The organism is Acaryochloris sp. CCMEE 5410 (assembly GCF_000238775.2).
In the GTDB taxonomy this organism is placed as follows: domain Bacteria; phylum Cyanobacteriota; class Cyanobacteriia; order Thermosynechococcales; family Thermosynechococcaceae; genus Acaryochloris.
In genome coordinates this window covers 1,062,925-1,081,478 of sequence record NZ_AFEJ02000001.1, presented here as the reverse complement: position 1 = coordinate 1,081,478, position 18,554 = coordinate 1,062,925, and the positions used below count along the sequence as shown (strand labels likewise).

Sequence of the window (18,554 nt, the reverse complement as noted above, 5' to 3'; positions counted from 1 at the left end):
TAGTGCCAATATTCATGAGTATCAACACCGTCTATACCCAACCCTTTTCGGACCAAAAACCAGGAACTTCAGGACTGCGGAAGCAGGTAACGGTTTTTCAGCAGTTCCATTATCTAGAAAATTTTATCCAATCTATTTTCGATAGCCTTGAGAACTACCAAGGCCAAACCTTAGTGGTGGGCGGTGATGGTCGTTTCTATAACCGCCATGCGATTCAAGTCATTCTGAAAATGGCAGCAGCCAATGGCTTTGGCAAGGTATTGGTGGGCCAGAACGGTATTTTATCGACTCCTGCCGTCTCCTGCGTGATTCGTCAAAACAAGGCCTATGGAGGGATTGTCCTCTCTGCAAGCCACAATCCCGGTGGCCCGGACGGTGACTTTGGCATTAAATACAACATCGGCAATGGTGGTCCCGCTCCTGAAAAGGTGACCGAGGCGATTTATGCCCGCAGTAAGGAAATCGATGTCTATCGGATCACTGAGGCGGATGATGTCAACCTCGATCAATTGGGGACGTCTCAATTGGGAGAGATGACGGTTGAGGTGATTGATTCGGTTCAAGACTATGCCCAGTTGATGGAGTCTCTGTTTGATTTTGACCGCATTCGCCAGATGCTGACGTCAGGGGGATTTAGTCTGATCGTCGATTCCATGCATGCAGTCACGGGTCCCTATGCCCATGCCCTCTTTGCCGATCGTTTAGGAGCGGGGGCCGATAGTGTTATGAATGGCAAGCCCCTAGAAGATTTTGGTGGCGGTCACCCCGATCCGAATTTGGTTTATGCCCATGAATTGGTGGAACAGCTGTTTGGGGAGAATGCACCTAATTTTGGTGCGGCGTCGGATGGCGATGGCGATCGCAACATGATACTGGGTCAACGCTTCTTTGTGACTCCCAGTGATAGTCTGGCGATTCTGACGGCAAACGCGAAGCTTGTGCCGGGTTATCAGAACGGATTAGCGGGCGTGGCTCGGTCGATGCCTACGAGTCAGGCGGTGGATCGAGTGGCGGCCAAGTTAGGCTTTGATTGCTATGAAACCCCCACGGGCTGGAAGTTTTTCGGCAACCTCCTAGATGCGGATAAAGCCACCCTCTGTGGCGAGGAGAGCTTTGGTACTGGCTCCAACCATGTGCGGGAGAAGGATGGTCTCTGGGCGGTACTGTTCTGGCTGAATATCCTGGCTGTTCGCCAGCAGTCCGTAGAATCCATCGTTAAAGAGCATTGGCAGGAATATGGCCGCAACTACTACTCCCGCCATGACTATGAAGCCGTTGACTCTGAAAAAGCCAATACCCTAATGGCGAATCTGCGAGGTAAGCTGGCAACACTGAAGGGCCAAAAACTAGGGCAATACGAAGTGGACTATGCGGATGACTTTAGCTACACGGATCCGGTGGATGGTAGTGTCAGCCAAAAACAAGGGGTTCGCATTGGCTTCACTGATGGCTCTCGTATCGTCTTTCGACTGTCAGGGACAGGCACTCAAGGGGCTACCTTGCGGGTGTATTTAGAAAGTTATGAACCCGACGTTAGTAAGCAGGGGCTTGATCCGCAAGATGCTCTAGCACCGCTAATTACCTTGGCAGATGAAGTGGCTCAAATCCGCACACTGACGGGCCGTGACGAACCCACTGTGATCACCTAAATACCTCCATCGCTCCAATGACAATTAGTGGTATTGGAGCGATTTGCCCACTCAGAGTCTTGGCTTTGAGGGATTGCCCCTACTCAAGGTTCTGCTGCATTTCCTGCCCCATGGCCTGAGCACTGGGATCAGAGCTTTGCAGCAGAGCATCTGAAACATTGTGCTGTTCGATGAGGCTGCGGTTTTGGCTGAGCTTATACTTGCCTTCTAGGCGAGTCACTGCCATCTCAAAGCCGACGATGCCTTTCATCATGCCAGTACGAAATTGCTCAGACAAGCTGTGCCACTGGGCTTTATAGCTGGCTTCGTAGGTCTCCACCATTCCGTCGATCAGCTAATCCATCTATTCTGGTGCATTTTCTTGAAATCTTTACTGGATCTTGTCCTCTTTTAGTGAACCGAATAAGAAATGCAATATTGGGTCTCATTACTACCAAAATTGACTGAGGATCATAACGGTAGATCAGGGACTTCAGCCTTGTTTAGTTTTTATCTGCAAGCAGAATTACACCACATTGTTTCGTTTCACCAAAAGAGGACAAGATCCTCTTTACTGCACCATTTGATGGCAGGTGAGCAAGCGAAAGCTGTTGTAGGTTCTGACGAATGAGGTATAAATCCAAAGTTGCTGTTATCTTAATTCCATTGCAATGTATTTCACTATGGATTATCGATATATATCTGTGACTGCAAAATTTGGCTTACTATCTGTGCTCGCCTTCTCTGCCAGTTCTTGTCATTACTTTACTTCTTTGACTTCAGGCGCTGACTTGAACAGTGGAAACCCTAACTTTGTTGCTGAAGGACATCGATACTGTGCCGATCAGATGAAAACTTATCGTGAACAACTAAGCTATGACACTGAAAATCACAAGATCATTGAAGGTGCAAGGGTAGTACAAGACTATCCTAATTTTATTAAAAGATCGTTTGAGGCAGAAAAGATACCAATCCGAAATGGTGTTGTTTTAGAACGACATCGATTAACCAATAAGGTAACTTCAGAGCGGTTATTTTTCAGTTGCTATGCAGCCCTGGATTTTAAGGATGATGATGAAGGCTTTGAAGTTTATAAAGGCTTGGCAATGATTTTAAAGGATGAATGATTTATACTCCGAACGAGTCGAAAGATTACTTTTTTAATGAGCTTTAAATCCTTTTGCAGAGAGAGTTATAGTTCAATCTAAAATGTTAAGCTCTCAGTCGTTGGCAGTATATCTATAAGCTTGTCGTCCAGTCTAAAAATCCTTAAAGCCCACTACTACCTAGTTCGCTATTTACGGGGGGCTGAAAACACTGATTCTTCTGACTTAGGTTCAAGAACAGAGAAAAATGCTATGTATCCAAAGAATCCAATTGCTGCTTAATCCACCCCTTTAAATCTCGTAGGGCTTGCGCCTCACCGACTGTTTTGCTTTGTCTGAGAAAGCGGTAAATGACATCTTTTGATACCCAGGGCAGGGCAGGGCTAACGTCGACTAAGTGATATTGGTCTTGCTCGAGCTGATAGATGCTGAGTACTGAACCATTAAAACGCCAGAATTCAGGAACCCCCATACTGGCATATAAGGCATTCTTATCTATATCGGTATGGGTAATGTCAATCTCGACCACTAAATCTGGAGGTGGATCCTTCTCTAGATCGACCGTTCGCCCTCTAACTAAGGGCTCATTTTGAATGTAATAGCACTTATCTGGTTCAGCCCCTTTTTGCAGATGCTTTCGTTTCAGGGTAGTGGATGCCATGCATTTTAGATTTAGGCCACTCTCCACCACGAGGGTGCAAATTAATAATCCTAGGAGATCGCTGGGATTTTCATGGGCTTCCAGGGGAACCATGAACTCTATGACCCCATTGTCATAGTGGAAGCGAACCGCACGATGTTCACCGAAAGCAACCAACAATTGTTCATAGGTCTCCCAAGAAACGTGATCCAAGATCAGACGATTTTCAGCAGTGGTCTCAGTCGTTATCGTTTGGGCAACAGGTAGCTGAGTTTGCATTGCTTCAATACACCTGAAGATCTACTGTTCCATCATAGAGGACTGATTTTTGTCTGAAGTCAAAGAAGGTATCACATTAACACGTTCAATAAGCTAGGAGTACTGCACCTTCCTTTTATGGGCGTTAGGGTAAAAACGAATAAAACCGTTGCATTGCCGATGGGTTCTTGTATAATGGTGGAACTTTGCCTTCAAGGCCCAGGGCGGGTGGCGAAATGGTAGACGCACCACACTCAAAATGTGGCGACTTCGGTCATGAGAGTTCGAGTCTCTCCCTGCCCATTCCAACTTTATTGTCTGTTTGTTAGTAGCTTGCCTGAGCTTTTAGCTTTGGTAGGGCCTTTTCAGGCTTTTTTCTTGATTTTGCATGTCTATCCAAACCGTTCTTGCTCCTCAAACTTGGCCTTTCCCTGCTAGTGATTTGCCCCAATCGGCCTGTTTAGTGGGGGGATGTGTTCGGGATGCCTTACTGAATCGCCATACGGCTTATTTAGATCTAGATTTTGTTTTGCCTGAAGCTGCGGTGGAAACAGCTCGTAGGGTTTCCGAAAGTTGTAATGCTGGGTTTGTGCTTCTGGATGCCGAAAGGGATATTGCGCGGGTGGTTTTCCCAGACGCAACGGCAGATTTCGCTTTACAAGTGGGGGATTCCTTGGAAGAGGACCTGCAGCGCCGGGACTATACGATTAATGCGATCGCATATCATCCCTTTTCCGATATGGTGATTGATCCGTTGAAGGGGCGGCAAGATCTCGACGCAGGTGTGCTACGCATGATCGCCGCCAAAAACCTAGAAGAGGATCCCTTGCGACTGCTGAGGGCGTATCGGCAAGCTGCCCAATTGGGGTTCACCATTGAACCCCAGACCCAAGCTAATATTCGTCAACTCACCCCTCAGTTAAAGGGTATTGCCGCAGAGCGGATCAAAGTTGAGCTAAGCTATCTGTTGAGCGATTCCAAGGCCACACCTTGGGTTTATCAACTTTGGCAGGATGGTTTATTAAGCACATCGTTTCCCCATGCATCATCAACGAGCCTTGCTTTTTTACCCGCCATCGATCAAGCGGCTAGTCTGCTCCAGAAAGAGGTTCCGGACTTAGCAACCGCGTTTCATCAGGAACTGAATGAACGAGCCCAAGGGAAAGAGGCTGCCCAGCGCACCCTCCTGTCCACCACTAAGTGGGTCTCCCTCCTGTCGGACAGCCCCACTCAGGCAGAAATAACCCTAAAACAGATGAAGTTCAGTCGGGGCGAAATCCATGTGATTACTCGGGTGTTGAATGGTTGGCCTCGGTTAAAACAGCTCTTGCAGCAGGAACACTGCCGCCGAGCGGATCAGTTTTATCTCTTTCAAGACGCGGATACGACATTCCCTGCTGTTGTGATGGTGACATTGGCGGTGGAGCTGATGCAGCAATCCGCGCCAGGGGCTGAGATGTTGTCTTACCTGCAAGCCCTAAAGCCTTGGATTGCAGAATATCTCAACCCGCTCAGCGCTTTAGCCCATCCTCAACCCCTCTTATCAGGTTCAGCCTTAATGAAGTCCCTTCACTTATCCCCTGGGCCAGAAGTGGGTCGCCTGCTTTCACAATTGACCCTAGCCCAAGCGGAAGGCAGTATCACCACCTCAGAAGAGGCGTTGACATTGGCCCAAACCCTAGTTAGTTCGACGCCTTCAACTGCCGAGAGCGGTTAGTCGCAACCCAGACAATGATACTGCCCAGTACACCAGAGAATAGGCTTAATCCCATCACACCCAGGGCGACCGCACATAGAAGTTAACAAAGTAGTCGAATAGGAAGAGGTCGGAGGATAATGCCTCAAAAGCAACACTCAGCAAGCCATGACATCCTCCCCCTTTGCCTCAATTATTGAACACTTCAGCGACCTAGACGACCCACGAGCAGCCCATCGCATAGAGTATCAGCTAGAAGACATCGTCATCATCACCCTATGTGCCGTCCTTTGTGGAGCGGATAATTGGGTGGAGGTGTCCAATTATGGTCGTTCCAAAGCCCAGTGGTTAAAGCAATGGCTAGCATTGCCAAACGGCATTCCCTCCCATGACACCTTCGAATGGGTCTTTGCCAGATTGAAACCTCAACAATTGCAGCAATGCTTTCTCAATTGGACTCAAGCGATCTATAAATTGAGCGAAGGGGCACTTGTTGCCATTGATGGTAAGACGCTGCGCGGAGCAATTGCGCCAGGTGAGCAGCGCAGCTTGATTCACATGGTCAGTGCATGGGCGAGCCACAATCATCTTGTTTTAGGTCAACGAACCGTTGATGAGAAATCCAATGAGATTACGGCTATCCCTGAATTACTGAAAGTTTTAGATCTAGAAGGAGCATTGGTCAGTATTGATGCAATGGGCTGTCAAACAGCGATTGCTGAGACGATTATTGAGGGCGAAGGTGATTATGTGTTGGCCCTCAAAGGCAATCAAGGGGATTTATATACCGATGTAGTGCAACTGTTTGAGCATGCTTGTCAGACTCAATTTCAGGGGATTGAGCATGATAGCTATCAAACCGTCGAGAAAGGGCATGGGCGAATTGAACATCGTACCTATTGGACAATGGGGCAAACCGATTACTTACTGGGGGCTGAGCGTTGGGCTCAATTGAAGTCGATTGGGTGTGTTGAATCGTGTCGTCGTCAGCCAGGACACCCAGGAACACTTCAGCGGCGCTATTACCTTTTGAGCATTGAGAGTGATGCACAACGGTTTGCCGATGCTGTGCGCTCTCATTGGGGGATTGAAAATCAGTTGCACTGGATTTTGGATGTGGGCTTTCGTGAAGATAAGCTTCGGGCTTGTCAGGGATACAGTGCTCAAAACCTGTCTGTCATTCGTCATATTGCTGCTAATTTGCTGCAGCAAGAGTCAACTGCGAAATGTGGGGTTAAGGCAAAACGGCTCAAGGCGGGTTGGGATGACGAATACTTGCTCAAACTCCTCAGCGCTACTGACAAGGTTATACCTTCTTCATGAAGAACTATGTGCGGTTGCCCTGCCATCACACCGATGATGGCGAAGCCTTGACCATAGCCATATCGGCTCACTTGGCCTGCCGGGAGCATCCAATTGGGGCTGTAAATGGCTAACCAACCGATGCCTAAGAGTGCCATTCCCCAAGCAAGGCCAAATCCTAAAGACCAGGACCATACTTGTAGACGAGTCGGTTTTTGGGTGGCCAGTTGCTTTCCTTTTTTGCGACCCAAACGCCAGCCGAAAACTAAGCCTGCCAACCAAGCTAGGCCCAGTAATCCTTGAGAACCGTATTTGACGGGATAATAGGCCCATCCTATGGGGGCCTGCATTGTGAGTGCGATCGCATCACCCGGCAGCTCCGTAAACTGACCTGTCAGGACATCCCCTTTTCTCGTGAACTCGGGAGTTGTGGCAACTTGCCACTTGGGAGGTAGATAAATCGTGACGTCTAATCCACCAAAGGCTGACCAAGCTTTTGCAGGGGCAAGGACGTAAGCAAACTGGTGATAAATTGTGGGTTTACCCAAGAGATGAGTAGCGGTTTGAGCCGCATACCGAACCTTGAGATCCTGTTTCCTCGGTGGAATCGTGACAGTTAGGGCCATGGGGGTGACCGGAGGAGAATGGCGGAGGTAATCCAAGGGTTGGTTGTCAATCCCTGGTGTGTACTCTGGCACCTCCCAATTTGGGGGGAATGGAGCATTCGGGGCAGGTTGGCTGGTGATCACTTGATCGTTTAGCCAGACCTGAAAGTTCTCTGTGCCTAATGTGCCTAGGGCAAACAGTAAGTCCAGCTGTTTCTCGTCCCCTTCATTCTGGAGATGATAAACCGCTTCCACCTGAGCGAGGTCTTTTTGGGCAATAGGCCGGAGGTCGAGGGTTAGGGTCTCACGGGTGATTTCGATATCTTCAATACCAATCGGTTCAGCGGTGACTTGTCCGCCATAGGACGGTGGTCCCAGATTGGCCCAAGCCGCTGGTATGAGCATTACTACGACTATCAGCCATCCAAACCATCGCCATATCCTTGTCATCACTTGCACTCTACTGAACATCCAACCCTCCCAGGCTACTAAAACGGGTTCCTCTGCAGCCTGGATTCAGTAGCAAATCTTCATAAGTTGCAGAAATGATGAGGTTTTTGAGAAATCGCTCCATACCAAAACAGGAAAAGGTTAGGTCTGGTATCGCTACGTTTAACCACATCAGCCGATCTTCAGTGTTGCCTCACTGGGTATGGATTATGTAGGGAAAGGTTTAATACATCGCGATCTTTTATCAGATGGGGAGGTATTGCTATTAATGTGAGCCAGAATCAAATATTGCCATTGATAATATTGTGAAGTGGATAATTTATGCGCTCAAATTTTATTTGAACTGTACTCTATCTGTTCGTATTAAATTTCAGGGAATAATAAATATGAACATAAGGTTGTGAAGAGTTAAAAATGCCTGAGATTCGTTTTTTGACCCCTGAACAAGAAGCACTAATTCCCGAGTATCAGGAGAAATGGAAGCGAATTAGTTTAACCACACAACCGATTGAAAAAGTCCGAGCAGCGGCTGCAATTAAAGGTGTTTATGCCGTTATGGGCAAACCCGAACCAAATGTTGTTTTTTGCTCCAGCCCGCGGGCGGCGTTAGATCATCTGCAAGCCCAAGTCTCGCAAGTAGATATTCCACAAAATCCCCGTAGTCGAACGAAAGAAGATATCCAGAATAATTTCATTCAGTTTTTTGCAGAAGCAGCTTGGGAGACAATCAAGCAAAGCAATAAACAACAGAATGCAGGTACGAAACCCATTCTTGATTTATTGATGGAAGTTTCAGTAGAATCGGCCAACTCGATTGAAACGCATATTGAACGCTGCCTTCCTAAAGGTCTGAGTATTCAAGACATGATTGAGCAAACCGTCCTGAATGCTGCGCCAATGATCGATTTGATGGGCAAACATCAAGCTCGTCGAGGAGATCCAGGATTTTCAAAGATGATAAAGATGATACTGGACAAGTCCCCAGAGGATGGGCGGGAATCCTTTAGTGACATGGCATCTGCTGCTTTAGAAATGCAACTGGGTTGGATTCCAGGAAAAGAATTTCTCTTTCGGGCCTGGTTAAAGAAAATTCTGCAGGGGATATTAATTGCAGAAATCAACGGTATGGAACCCCCTCGCTTTCGAGAGACCCTGGCAATGCCGCTATCGCTTGCTGAGCAGAAATATTTGGTAGAGAATGCTGTTGTTGTTATTTCTGAAGTTGTATATCAGTGTAGTTGGCTAGATTTTGCTATTTCAGAACTCAATTATCCCCATGACGCTAAGAAATGGGCGGCTTTACAAGGGTTAGTTAAATATTGCGGTTGGGTTTTTGCAGCCGAGAATTTATGTATTATTTGTGATCGTCCCACCCAAATCCTGATCGATGATGACTATCAATTGCACGGTGAGGGAGAGCCTGCTGTGCAGTTTGCGGATGGGTTTGCCGCCTATGCCCATCACGGAACTCCTATACCGGAAAAATATGGCACTGTTCATCCTCAGGAATGGCAAGCCCAGTGGGTTTTTGAGGAACGGAATCAGGCACTACAAGAGATGTTAGTTCAATCCCTTGGGGCAATTCGGGTTTGCCAAGAACTCCCTTTAATCGAGGTGGATACTTTGCAAGAGTATACCCTCCTCAAATTAAAAGGTGTGGGGGTTAATGACACTCGTGTTTTAAAGCGGGTTAAGGCTGAGACAGAGGATATTTTGGCTGTCTTTGTACCTTGGCATCAAGATACGGTCCGATCAGCAATTAACTATGCGAATGAGAACTATTCTGCAGAAGACTTCCCCATTCCTGATAATGAGAATCAACGGTAAATAAAAGTTTGTCAGCAACGTTAAGATAGATGCTGGCAGATCTTGCTGAAGAAGTCTAGCAAGCTGTTACTAAGACTTTGAAGTGGAACTGTCAGTGTTGTGGTTTCTAAGCCTTTTGAATCGCTTTTTATTAATCTGCTGACGAGTCTAAGAATGGTGACGTAAATTCGCTGAAACTCTATGTTTTGATGTTTGCCTCTGCTTGTGTTGTGATAGCAATGGCAGTATGTGCTGCATCGCTATAAATTAACAAATTTCTAATTCAAGAAAAGCTATCTTAAATAGTATGTGGGGAAAAAATTTAGTTTTTCAACCATGAAAACGGTACGAACTTTACTCAGATTGATGTGTGGGTTCACCATACTCTCTATCTTTGGTATATGGCTATACGCATTTGCGCCGATTACTGCACCATGGGTTGAGTTTGGATATTACGGTAAATTTCATCAGGTTCAGCGAATTATTCGAGATACCCCTGAATTAACCATTGTTGACCAATGGCAGCATCGTGACGTCATTCTGGAGGACTTCGGATTCACGGTTCGGCGTCCGGATGGCTCAACTGTTCAGATTGACTTCTTTGATCACTCAGACCAGATGAAGCTGAGTTCTGATGAAGACATCCGCAATTACGTCGCCAGCTTTATCTAAAATTTAGAAACCAGCATCCCCATAATTTGAGCGTGGGACGGCAGTCTCATGAGGAAAATGTCTGCTCCTGATTTGGTAAAGTTGCAGGTCATCCTTCCTCTATAATCGAGACTCTGGTATTGCAATCATTCCTGTGGGATGAGTTGTGATTTGATCTAGAACTTGGTTTGAAGTTTTTCATTTAAGGATTATCTATGGCTGCTGATCGGGCGTCTGAGTCACCCAACCAGGGCTCTACTTTAGAAGAAGTGAGAGCTACTCGTTTGCAAAAGGTTGAGCAGCTCAAACAAGCAGGCTTAACCCCCTATGCCTATCGGTGGCAGTCTACCCATACTGCCCAGGCTCTACAAGAGAAATTTGTGGATCTGGCGAATGGTGAAGAGGAGGATTTTGAGGTTGCGATCGCAGGTCGTATCCTCGCTCGTCGCGTATTCGGTAAGCTAGCCTTCTTCAACCTCCAGGACGAAACAGGAACCATCCAGCTCTACTTGGAAAAAAAGCGGATTCAAGAACAGATGGGGGAGCAAGATGAGCAAGCCTTTAACCATCTCAAACAGCTCACTGACGTAGGGGACTTCATCGGGGTTCAAGGCACCATTAAGCGCACCGACAAAGGTGAACTCTCTGTTTATGTTAGGGAATACACCGTTCTCACCAAGTCTTTATTGCCCCTGCCCGATAAATGGCATGGCCTCACGGATATTGCCAAGCGGTATCGCCAACGCTACGTAGATTTGATTGTCAATCCCACTGTGCGGGAGACCTTTCGACGACGGGCTCAAATTACCGCTAGCATTCGCCGCTATCTTGACGAACAGGGGTTTATTGAAATTGAAACCCCCGTTTTGAACTCCGAAGCAGGAGGAGCTGAGGCCCGCCCATTCATCACCTATCACAACACGATGGAGATGGATCTCTATCTGCGGATTGCCACGGAACTGCATTTGAAGCGATTAATTGTGGGTGGCTTTGAAAAAGTCTTTGAGCTGGGTCGAGTATTCCGTAATGAAGGGATTTCTACCCGCCACAATCCAGAGTTCACGACCATCGAAGTTTACCAAGCCTATGCCGACTACAACGACATGATGGATTTAGCGGAAGCGTTGATCTGTACTGCAGCAGAACGTTCTGTGGGTAGTTTGAAAGTGCCTTACCAAGGCGAAACAATCGATCTCACCTCTCCATGGCGACGAGTGACCATGCATGACGCTGTACAAGAAAAAACAGGGCTAGATTTTTCCACTTTTAAGACGGTAGAGGCAGCTCAAAAAGCAGCCACGAAGGTAGGCATCACGGGGGTGGCAGATTGCGAGAGTGTGGGCCATGTCCTCAATGAAGCCTTTGAACAAAAGGTAGAAGCGACCCTGATGCAACCCACCTTTATCCTTGACTATCCTGTCGAGATTTCGCCCTTAGCGAAACCTCACCGTTCCCAGCCGGGACTGGTCGAACGATTTGAACTGTTTATCGTTGGCCGAGAGACAGCCAATAGCTTCTCTGAATTGACCGATCCAGTGGATCAGCGTCAGCGTTTAGAAGCCCAGGCCGCTCGAAAAGAAGCGGGGGATTTGGAGGCCCATGGCGTAGATGAAGATTTCATCACCGCGTTGGAATACGGTATGCCGCCCACAGGCGGATTAGGCATCGGTATAGACCGTCTGGCGATGCTGTTGAGTGATGCAGCCAGTATTCGGGATGTGATTGCTTTTCCCCTCTTAAAACCCGAGAAATATGAAGATGAGGGATAAGCCGTTGGGTAGGGGGGACATCAACAGTCCCCCTATGGCAGCAGCACTTAGAGATTAGGAGATAACGTAAGCTCATGGGGGCTTGCATTAAGCCTGATTGCAAAGCTTTTCCCCAGGGGAGGGAACTTCACCCACTCTGGCCTGCTGTTGTCGATGGCCGACAAAACGCTCCAGAGCAATTAAGGCGCGATTGTAGTCAATGATTGCCTGCAAGCGATTACTGCGGGTTCGCGTGAGTTCTGTTTCAGCGTTACTGACTTCAAGTTGAGTCCCAATCCCTGCTTTGGAACGTAATCGAGCTAACTCTAAACTTTGCTCCGCTTGGATCACCGCACATTCATTGGTCGCAATATTTTTAAAGCTGGACTGTAAGGTAAAGTAGTTCTGCTCTACCTGGAACCGAACCAGATTTTTAAAATTGGCAAATTGAGTCTCCGCAATTTTTGCCCCTAGGGCTTGCTGTCGGGCGTTGGCTTTGGTCGCGCCTCCATCAAACAATAACTTGGTAACCTGTCCACCCAGGGAATAGCCAAAGGCATCAGTCAAGTCATCTAAATCAACCGCAAAGTTACCACTAGCGGCCACACTGACCTGGGGACCAAAACTTCCTTTAACCAATCGCTCATTCTGCTGGGCAATTTGGCGCTGATCTAAAATTTCTCCCAGTTCGGAGCGATTCTGTTGGGCTTTGGCAATCGTATTGGTCAGAGACATGGGCCATAATCCGGCAATTTTGACAGGATCAGCAGCCGATAAAGTTGCTCTGGGATTAAGACTTAAACGCTGAGCCAATTGGCGTCGAGCGGTGAGCTGTTGACTTTGGGCTTGGGAGAGCTGTTGCTGTTGGTTTGCCAGCTGGACTTCTGAACGTAGAACATCAAACCGAGTGCCTAAACCTGCCTGTTCCAAGGCTCGAGTATTATCCAACGTTTCTTCGGCATTTTTTACCGCTGCCTTGGCAATCTGGACCAACTCATCGGCCTGCTGCATATCGTAATAGTCATTGGAAACGTCTAGGCGCAGCTGCTGTAACTGGGTTTCTAGAGACTTTTCAGCGGCCTTAAGGGCAGACTCAGCAGCGCGAATGCTAGCTGAGCGTTGTCCAGAAGTGAAGACATCGTAGTTTAGCTGAACGCTAGTGTTGAATAGATTGCTGACTGAAGGAAAAAGAGGAGGCTGATCTCGAATGGTTTGAATTTGAGTCTGCAATCCTTGAATCGTCTGATTTAAAATCGCTGTTTGAGCTGCATTTGCCCCAGGTAATTGGGCTTGTAGCTGCTGAATTTGATCTTCAATACCTTCGACTTGGGCTTCTACTTGCTGCTCGTTGATGATCCGCGATGTTGCAGAATCTGTGCGGTTGAGACTCGCTTGGGCACTGATGGTTGGGAGTTCTGCGGCTTTGGCTTCTGCTAATGCTGCTTTTGACTGGCGCACCTGCAATTCCACTACCTGCAAATCCCGATTATTGCGCTTAGCCAGCTCTAAGGCTTGCTCTAATGTAATGGCCTGATCGAGGTCTGGGTCAATAGTGACATCTTCCGGTGCAGTGGGTACGTCCAGTATTTTCGGATCAGGATTCAGAATTTTGGGATCTGTCGTGGGTAGACGCAAGGGTTGCTCATCAATTTCCGTCGGCAGGAGTTCACTTGCACCAGGATTATCTCCTTGAGCCTGAGCTGGCACAATCAATGCTCCACTCATCATCAGTGCTGCGGTGAGGCAACTTGTTTTGCCCCATTTTATCCACGATAGATGTTGCATAATGGCTCCCAGACCTGCTGTCTCCGTCTAGTACTCTACCAAATCTAGATTCTGGCTGGTGGTCTATTAGGCTAAAAATTTTGTATTAGAAGGAGGCTACATGGGCTTGCCTTTAGCAAAATCTTTGTATTCGGGAATCTTGAGAATAATATCCTTTCCTGGTTGGCGCTCTGGCTATGCCCTTATCCGTAAGTGTACGAGACATTCAGACCTTAATTCTGTCCTATCACCCCGTCATTGTGATTGAAACCTTAGAGGAAGATCGGGTTCAAACTCTTCTCAAGAAAGCGACGGAGGAAATGTCTATTCCGATGTTTGAATGGAGCATTGCTCAGGGCCTAATTCGGTCTCCTGGTACCTTTGATGCGCCTTGGGTAAATGAATATGCACCACCTGGCACTCTCAAACCTGCCGCGATTGGTAATACTGCGGAACCCTTAGCCGTCCTTAAACATGTCCAAGATATGTCGATTAAGGCATTGTTCTGGCTCAAGGATTTTGGCAAACATTTTGAAGATCCAGAAACGGCCCGCCATTTTCGGGAAGCGGCTCAGCTTTTTTCTCAAAAACGGTCTGCCTTTGTGCTAACCGGGGACAATATCGAGCTGCCCAGGGAAATTGAACATGATGCTGTGGTCTATGACCTGAAGCTGCCCGATCGCGATGAGCTGTCTAGGACGGTGAAAGAGGTAGTGCGGACCATGAGACACAAACACCGCACCATCGTGGAATTAGAAGATCAGGATATGCAGGCCCTTGTTCAAGCCATGACGGGTATGACCTTGAAACAAGCCCGACAAGTGTTGGCCTATGCGGCTTTGGATGATGGCAAATTGACCACAGACGATGTGGAACGTATTCTCCATCGTAAAGCCCAACTGATCCGAGCCGGTGGGGTGCTGGATTACCTGCCGGTCGAGGGGAATCGTGTGGAATGGGGCGGGTTTGCGAATCTCAAAAATTGGCTGGGACGAGCCAAGGTCGGATTTAGTCCTGCTGCTAAAGCCTTGAATCTAACTCCGCCGAAGGGCATTTTGATTGTAGGGATTCAAGGATGTGGCAAATCTCTAGCGGCGAAAGCGATCGCTAGAGAATGGAAAATGCCCTTACTGAAGCTAGATGCAGGTCGTCTCTACGATAAATTTGTGGGGGAATCAGAGAAGAACTTTCGCAAAGCTATCTCCTTAGCCGAATCGATGGCTCCTGCTGTTCTCTGGATTGATGAAATCGAAAAAAGCTTAGGAGCTACTGGGTCTGATTCAGATGGCGGTTTGAGTCGACGAATGTTTGGATTCTTCCTGACCTGGATGCAGGAAAAGTCCCAAGAGGTGTTTGTGGTGGCCACTGCCAATGATATTTCCCAAATTCCACCAGAACTGCTGCGAAAAGGCCGTTTTGATGAGATTTTTTATGTGGATTTACCGGATTTGCAAGAACGAGGCGCGATTTTTCGCATCCATCTGATGTTGCGTAAGCAGGATCCTAGCCATTTTGATATGCCCACCCTATTGCAGGCATCGGAAGGCTATAGTGGTGCTGAAATAGAGCAAGCAGTCGTGGCAGCGCTGTATCGAGCGCTTTATGTAGAGAAGCCTTTGGACACAGAGTTACTGGTCCAAGAAATTCAAGGCATGATTCCCCTATCTATTTCACGACAGGAACATTTAAAGCAGCTCCGCAACCTTGCTCAAGATCGATTTATGAGTGCGAGATAGCTTTTGAATATCGGTGAGATCGGCTTTCTTGATGGTGCTTCTATCTGAACCTTTTGTCTATTGTTTTCGTCTATTTGATCCATGCATAAATCTCTTCACCTCTCCACCGTCCTCTTAGGTACAACAGCCGCATTGGTCTGGATCCAGCCCCAAGCCCAAGCATTGAGTGCAGCGGAAGTCAGTAAACTCGCAAAAAATGTCACGGTTCGAATTAGCAGTCCGGGCGGTTTAGGATCGGGGGTGATTGTCAAGAAAGAGGGAGATAACTACACCGTTGCTACTGCGGCCCATGTGGTCGACCTCCCCAATACCTACGATATTCAAACCCCTGATCAGCAAACTCATCAGATCACGTCTTCCAGTATTCAAAAATTTCAAGGGGTAGATCTGGCAGTTGTTCAATTTTCCAGTTCCCAAACCTATGCAGTCGCCAAGATGGGAAATGTGAATGATGCCCCAGAAGGGACTCCCATTTACGTGGCAGGTTTTCCAGCCCAAACCCTGGCTTTGACGGAGTCGATCTATAACTTCACGGAAGGGAAAGTGACGGCCAATGCCACGAAGCCCCTAGCAGATGGCTATGCATTGGTTTATTCCAATAGCACCTTACCTGGCATGAGTGGGGGGCCGGTATTGGATGAGCAGGGTCGATTGGTGGCCATTCATGGCCGCGCTGACACCGCATCGATTCAACCTCAAGATGAATCCACCAATCCCGATATCTATATTAAAACTGGATTTAATCTAGGGATTCCGATTAACACCTTTCTCAATTCATTGCCCTCAACCCTCACATCCTTGAATTTAGGGACGATTGAACCGCGACCAGATGCAAATGAACCCACTGCTGCAGATTTCTATTTGCAAGGGGGAGATAAACTCAAGCGTAAGGATTATGCCGGGGCGATTGCTGATTTTTCTCAAGCCATTGAACTAGATCCGGAATATGTAGAAGCCTACTATGGCCGCAGTCTTGGTCATTATCGGCAACGAGATTCATTCAAAGCGATTGAGGATCTGACGCAGGCGATCAAGCTTAATCCAGAGTATACCCAAGCCTATGTACAGCGGGGTGTGGTGAAAGCGAATTCTAGAGATACACCGGGGTCTCTCAGTGATTATCGGCAGGCTCTCGTTCTCAGTCCTTTGGATGCCACAATTCTCTATCGGCAGGCCTTATCAGAATTGCAGCTGTGGCGATACCAGGGGGCGATGTTTGCCCTGGACCGTGCGATCGCATTCAATCCCCGATTAGCAGAAGCGAAGGTGATGAAAGGTGTTGTTCAGGTTTTGCAGGATAAGTCTAACGGCAACAATCCGACCACCTATGCCAAAACGATTGCAGAGCTGGAGAAAATCAGACAGCTTCAACTTCCATTTAACTCAGCCATCACTGATATTCATAAGGGACTCCTCAGCAGCTTGAAAGGCGATCAGCAAACAGGCCTTCGCCAATTACAAACTGCTGGGTTTAAGGCTCAACGAGAGGGGGATAATCAGTTGAATGACATTATCCGTGCCATGATTTTGAAGCTGTCTCGGCGATAAGTCTTGAGGGTTATTCCTCGACTAGTCTTCGTAAATTCGAGCTTCAGGGGCATTAGGAAACTCTTCGCAATATTGTTCAAAATTGCTTTTGGGTTTCTCGACAAAATCACTTTTCTTGAGAATGTCTCCAATTGAAATAATTCCGAGGAGATGATCCTTGACAACTGGCGCTCGGCGAATGCCTGAATTAGCAAATAAACGGGCGACGTACTCAACTCCTAAATCAGGATTTACAACAATACAAGGCTTGGTCATGACTTCGTAGACCTTCATCTTTTTGGGGTCATACCCAAAGGCAGCCACCTTGTAAACAATGTCGGTTTGGGTCACCATGCCATAGGGGTCGCCAGCATAGCGGGGTTCCACAATTAAAGCTCGGATACCCTTATCTTTCATCATACTCACGGCATCGGCAACGGTCGCTGAGCCACTAATGGCAACAACGTCTCGGGTCATAATTTCTTCTGCTCGCATCATGGCATTAGACTCCTGAGGAATTGTGATTGAATTAAGTTGTAGAAAGGATGATCGAACTAGTGCTAACCTCTAGGCCATGGGTAAGGGAGGCTTTTCTGAAGACCTAGGCTGAGTGGAGTGGTGATAGGTGGATATTCCTTCTGCATAGGCCTCGACGACTTGACCATCAACAGCGCAGGACACCATTAAATAATCACAACTCGGACACTCAACCTGGTTTACTAGTCCACCTGGACATTTGAGGTGAGTCGGATATGAGCTCGTAAAATACAGCCGCCGTGCAGGGGAGCCGCAATGAGGACAGCAAATGGTTTGGGTTGTATTCGTGCCAATTTGACTCATACTTATGTCCTGGTCGAAAGAAATGGATCGACGGTTTAAAGGTGTTTATCCACGGCGCTGGTGAATTTCTCGTAGGGACTCATGCCTACCAGGGTTTCGACGAGTTCGCCCGATTTAAAGACCAACACGGCTGGAATACTGCGAATCCCAAATTGCTTGGCAATTCCCTTATTCTTGTCAACGTCAACTTTGGTGACTTTTGCCCGACCGTCATAGTCAGTGGCCAATTGGTCCATCATGGGACTGACTTGTTTGCAAGGACCGCACCAAGTAGCTGTAAAGTCGACCACAACAATGGACTCATCCTTGAGCAACTGCTCGAACTCGTTATCTTGTATGTAAGTTACGGTACTCATAATCTTTCAAAACCTAAAGTAGAGCGTCTTCTTGGTGGGTTTGAATTGTGCAGTCTGAAGCGGGGTAAGCAACGCAGGTTAGCACGAATCCAGCCGCCATTTGATCATCATCTAGGAAAGACTGGTCGGATTGGTCTACTTCTCCCGAGACGACCTTACCTGCACAACTGGAGCAAGCGCCGGAGCGGCAAGATACAGGCAAATCCAAATCATTCTCTTCTGCTGCGTCAAAAATATACTGATCGTCTTCGACAGCTATTGTTGTGTCGATACCTTCTGCTTCATTGATCAGTCTGACGTTGTAGGTTGCCATTAAATGAAATCCTTGTAAGTTTGATGGGTAAGGTGAACAACGATCAAGAGGGTTGCTGTTGCATCATGAGCTGTGGATAGAAATCTCAGCTATTTCTGCTGTAGTGCCTATAAGGCTTAACCTAGGTT

16 protein-coding genes and 1 tRNA gene are annotated in these 18,554 nt (G+C 47.5%); 10 read left to right on the top strand and 7 right to left on the bottom strand.

Features of this window, described 5'->3' with window-relative positions; translation table 11 throughout:
* Window positions 1-14 precede the first annotated feature (14 nt).
* The gene (locus ON05_RS04785) at window positions 15-1,649 is read left to right on the top strand and encodes an alpha-D-glucose phosphate-specific phosphoglucomutase (protein ID WP_010481011.1); all 1,635 of its coding nucleotides are present in this window, start codon (window positions 15-17) and stop codon (window positions 1,647-1,649) included.
* Window positions 1,650-1,728: 79 nt separating this feature from the next.
* On the opposite strand, the gene ON05_RS04780 is transcribed toward ON05_RS04785, so the two are convergent.
* Entirely contained in the window at window positions 1,729-1,971 is a 243-nt protein-coding gene (locus ON05_RS04780) for an FMN-binding negative transcriptional regulator (RefSeq protein WP_010481013.1), read from the bottom strand.
* Window positions 1,972-2,311: 340 nt separating this feature from the next.
* Between ON05_RS04780 and ON05_RS04775 the strand changes: the two genes are divergently transcribed.
* Window positions 2,312-2,755 (top strand): hypothetical protein, encoded by a 444-nt coding sequence (locus ON05_RS04775; RefSeq protein WP_010481015.1) that lies wholly within the window; start codon window positions 2,312-2,314, stop codon window positions 2,753-2,755.
* 229 nt (window positions 2,756-2,984) lie between these two features.
* Here ON05_RS04775 and ON05_RS04770 read toward each other — a convergent pair whose 3' ends face one another.
* Window positions 2,985-3,653 carry a Uma2 family endonuclease gene (locus ON05_RS04770; RefSeq protein WP_010481018.1) on the bottom strand — a complete coding sequence of 223 codons (669 nt, stop codon included), beginning with the start codon at window positions 3,651-3,653 and terminating at the stop codon, window positions 2,985-2,987.
* A 201-nt stretch (window positions 3,654-3,854) separates the two neighbouring features.
* Between ON05_RS04770 and ON05_RS04765 the strand changes: the two genes are divergently transcribed.
* The 6 genes from ON05_RS04765 (at window position 3,855) to lysS (ending at window position 11,911) form a co-directional block, all read left to right on the top strand.
* Window positions 3,855-3,935, top strand: a tRNA-Leu gene (locus ON05_RS04765).
* An 85-nt stretch (window positions 3,936-4,020) separates the two neighbouring features.
* A complete protein-coding gene (locus tag ON05_RS04760; RefSeq protein WP_010481020.1) occupies window positions 4,021-5,349 on the top strand; it encodes a CCA tRNA nucleotidyltransferase in 1,329 nt (442 codons plus the stop codon).
* Between the two features lie 147 nt (window positions 5,350-5,496).
* Window positions 5,497-6,651: an ISAs1 family transposase gene (locus tag ON05_RS04755; RefSeq protein ID WP_262561210.1), complete on the top strand. Its 1,155-nt coding sequence runs from the start codon at window positions 5,497-5,499 to the stop codon at window positions 6,649-6,651.
* Between the two features lie 1,448 nt (window positions 6,652-8,099).
* Window positions 8,100-9,512, top strand: coding sequence for a DUF6745 domain-containing protein (locus tag ON05_RS04750; RefSeq protein ID WP_010481772.1), 1,413 nt, complete (start codon window positions 8,100-8,102; stop codon window positions 9,510-9,512).
* 315 nt (window positions 9,513-9,827) lie between these two features.
* Window positions 9,828-10,163 carry a hypothetical protein gene (locus ON05_RS04745; protein ID WP_010481774.1) on the top strand — a complete coding sequence of 112 codons (336 nt, stop codon included), beginning with the start codon at window positions 9,828-9,830 and terminating at the stop codon, window positions 10,161-10,163.
* Window positions 10,164-10,357: 194 nt separating this feature from the next.
* The gene (gene lysS / locus ON05_RS04740) at window positions 10,358-11,911 is read left to right on the top strand and encodes a lysine--tRNA ligase (protein WP_010481776.1); all 1,554 of its coding nucleotides are present in this window, start codon (window positions 10,358-10,360) and stop codon (window positions 11,909-11,911) included.
* An 87-nt stretch (window positions 11,912-11,998) separates the two neighbouring features.
* Here lysS and ON05_RS04735 read toward each other — a convergent pair whose 3' ends face one another.
* Complete coding sequence (locus ON05_RS04735; protein ID WP_029315857.1) at window positions 11,999-13,675, bottom strand: TolC family protein; 1,677 nt, start codon at window positions 13,673-13,675, stop codon at window positions 11,999-12,001.
* Between the two features lie 176 nt (window positions 13,676-13,851).
* Between ON05_RS04735 and ON05_RS04730 the strand changes: the two genes are divergently transcribed.
* Window positions 13,852-15,390: an AAA family ATPase gene (locus ON05_RS04730; protein ID WP_010481076.1), complete on the top strand. Its 1,539-nt coding sequence runs from the start codon at window positions 13,852-13,854 to the stop codon at window positions 15,388-15,390.
* 81 nt (window positions 15,391-15,471) lie between these two features.
* Window positions 15,472-16,938 (top strand): tetratricopeptide repeat-containing serine protease family protein, encoded by a 1,467-nt coding sequence (locus tag ON05_RS04725; RefSeq protein WP_010481074.1) that lies wholly within the window; start codon window positions 15,472-15,474, stop codon window positions 16,936-16,938.
* 21 nt (window positions 16,939-16,959) lie between these two features.
* Here ON05_RS04725 and ON05_RS04720 read toward each other — a convergent pair whose 3' ends face one another.
* The 4 genes from ON05_RS04720 to ON05_RS04705 form a co-directional block, all read right to left on the bottom strand.
* Window positions 16,960-17,415 (bottom strand): CBS domain-containing protein, encoded by a 456-nt coding sequence (locus tag ON05_RS04720; RefSeq protein ID WP_010481073.1) that lies wholly within the window; start codon window positions 17,413-17,415, stop codon window positions 16,960-16,962.
* A 69-nt stretch (window positions 17,416-17,484) separates the two neighbouring features.
* Window positions 17,485-17,757, bottom strand: coding sequence for a hypothetical protein (locus ON05_RS04715; protein WP_010481071.1), 273 nt, complete (start codon window positions 17,755-17,757; stop codon window positions 17,485-17,487).
* Between the two features lie 35 nt (window positions 17,758-17,792).
* Complete coding sequence (trxA, locus tag ON05_RS04710; protein WP_010481070.1) at window positions 17,793-18,113, bottom strand: thioredoxin; 321 nt, start codon at window positions 18,111-18,113, stop codon at window positions 17,793-17,795.
* Between the two features lie 13 nt (window positions 18,114-18,126).
* Window positions 18,127-18,426 (bottom strand): ferredoxin, encoded by a 300-nt coding sequence (locus ON05_RS04705; protein WP_010481068.1) that lies wholly within the window; start codon window positions 18,424-18,426, stop codon window positions 18,127-18,129.
* Between the last annotated feature and the right edge of the window lie 128 nt (window positions 18,427-18,554).

Bases quoted from the DNA above. Each gene is read 5' to 3' on its own strand.
- ON05_RS04785 (WP_010481011.1), top strand. From the start codon at position 15: ATGAGTATCAACACCGTCTATACCCAACCCTTTTCGGACCAAAAACCA.
- ON05_RS04780 (WP_010481013.1), bottom strand. From the start codon at position 1,971: ATGGTGGAGACCTACGAAGCCAGCTATAAAGCCCAGTGGCACAGCTTG.
- ON05_RS04775 (WP_010481015.1), top strand. From the start codon at position 2,312: ATGGATTATCGATATATATCTGTGACTGCAAAATTTGGCTTACTATCT.
- ON05_RS04770 (WP_010481018.1), bottom strand. From the start codon at position 3,653: ATGCAAACTCAGCTACCTGTTGCCCAAACGATAACGACTGAGACCACT.
- ON05_RS04760 (WP_010481020.1), top strand. From the start codon at position 4,021: ATGTCTATCCAAACCGTTCTTGCTCCTCAAACTTGGCCTTTCCCTGCT.
- ON05_RS04755 (WP_262561210.1), top strand. From the start codon at position 5,497: ATGACATCCTCCCCCTTTGCCTCAATTATTGAACACTTCAGCGACCTA.
- ON05_RS04750 (WP_010481772.1), top strand. From the start codon at position 8,100: ATGCCTGAGATTCGTTTTTTGACCCCTGAACAAGAAGCACTAATTCCC.
- ON05_RS04745 (WP_010481774.1), top strand. From the start codon at position 9,828: ATGAAAACGGTACGAACTTTACTCAGATTGATGTGTGGGTTCACCATA.
- lysS (WP_010481776.1), top strand. From the start codon at position 10,358: ATGGCTGCTGATCGGGCGTCTGAGTCACCCAACCAGGGCTCTACTTTA.
- ON05_RS04735 (WP_029315857.1), bottom strand. From the start codon at position 13,675: ATGCAACATCTATCGTGGATAAAATGGGGCAAAACAAGTTGCCTCACC.
- ON05_RS04730 (WP_010481076.1), top strand. From the start codon at position 13,852: ATGCCCTTATCCGTAAGTGTACGAGACATTCAGACCTTAATTCTGTCC.
- ON05_RS04725 (WP_010481074.1), top strand. From the start codon at position 15,472: ATGCATAAATCTCTTCACCTCTCCACCGTCCTCTTAGGTACAACAGCC.
- ON05_RS04720 (WP_010481073.1), bottom strand. From the start codon at position 17,415: ATGATGCGAGCAGAAGAAATTATGACCCGAGACGTTGTTGCCATTAGT.
- ON05_RS04715 (WP_010481071.1), bottom strand. From the start codon at position 17,757: ATGAGTCAAATTGGCACGAATACAACCCAAACCATTTGCTGTCCTCAT.
- trxA (WP_010481070.1), bottom strand. From the start codon at position 18,113: ATGAGTACCGTAACTTACATACAAGATAACGAGTTCGAGCAGTTGCTC.
- ON05_RS04705 (WP_010481068.1), bottom strand. From the start codon at position 18,426: ATGGCAACCTACAACGTCAGACTGATCAATGAAGCAGAAGGTATCGAC.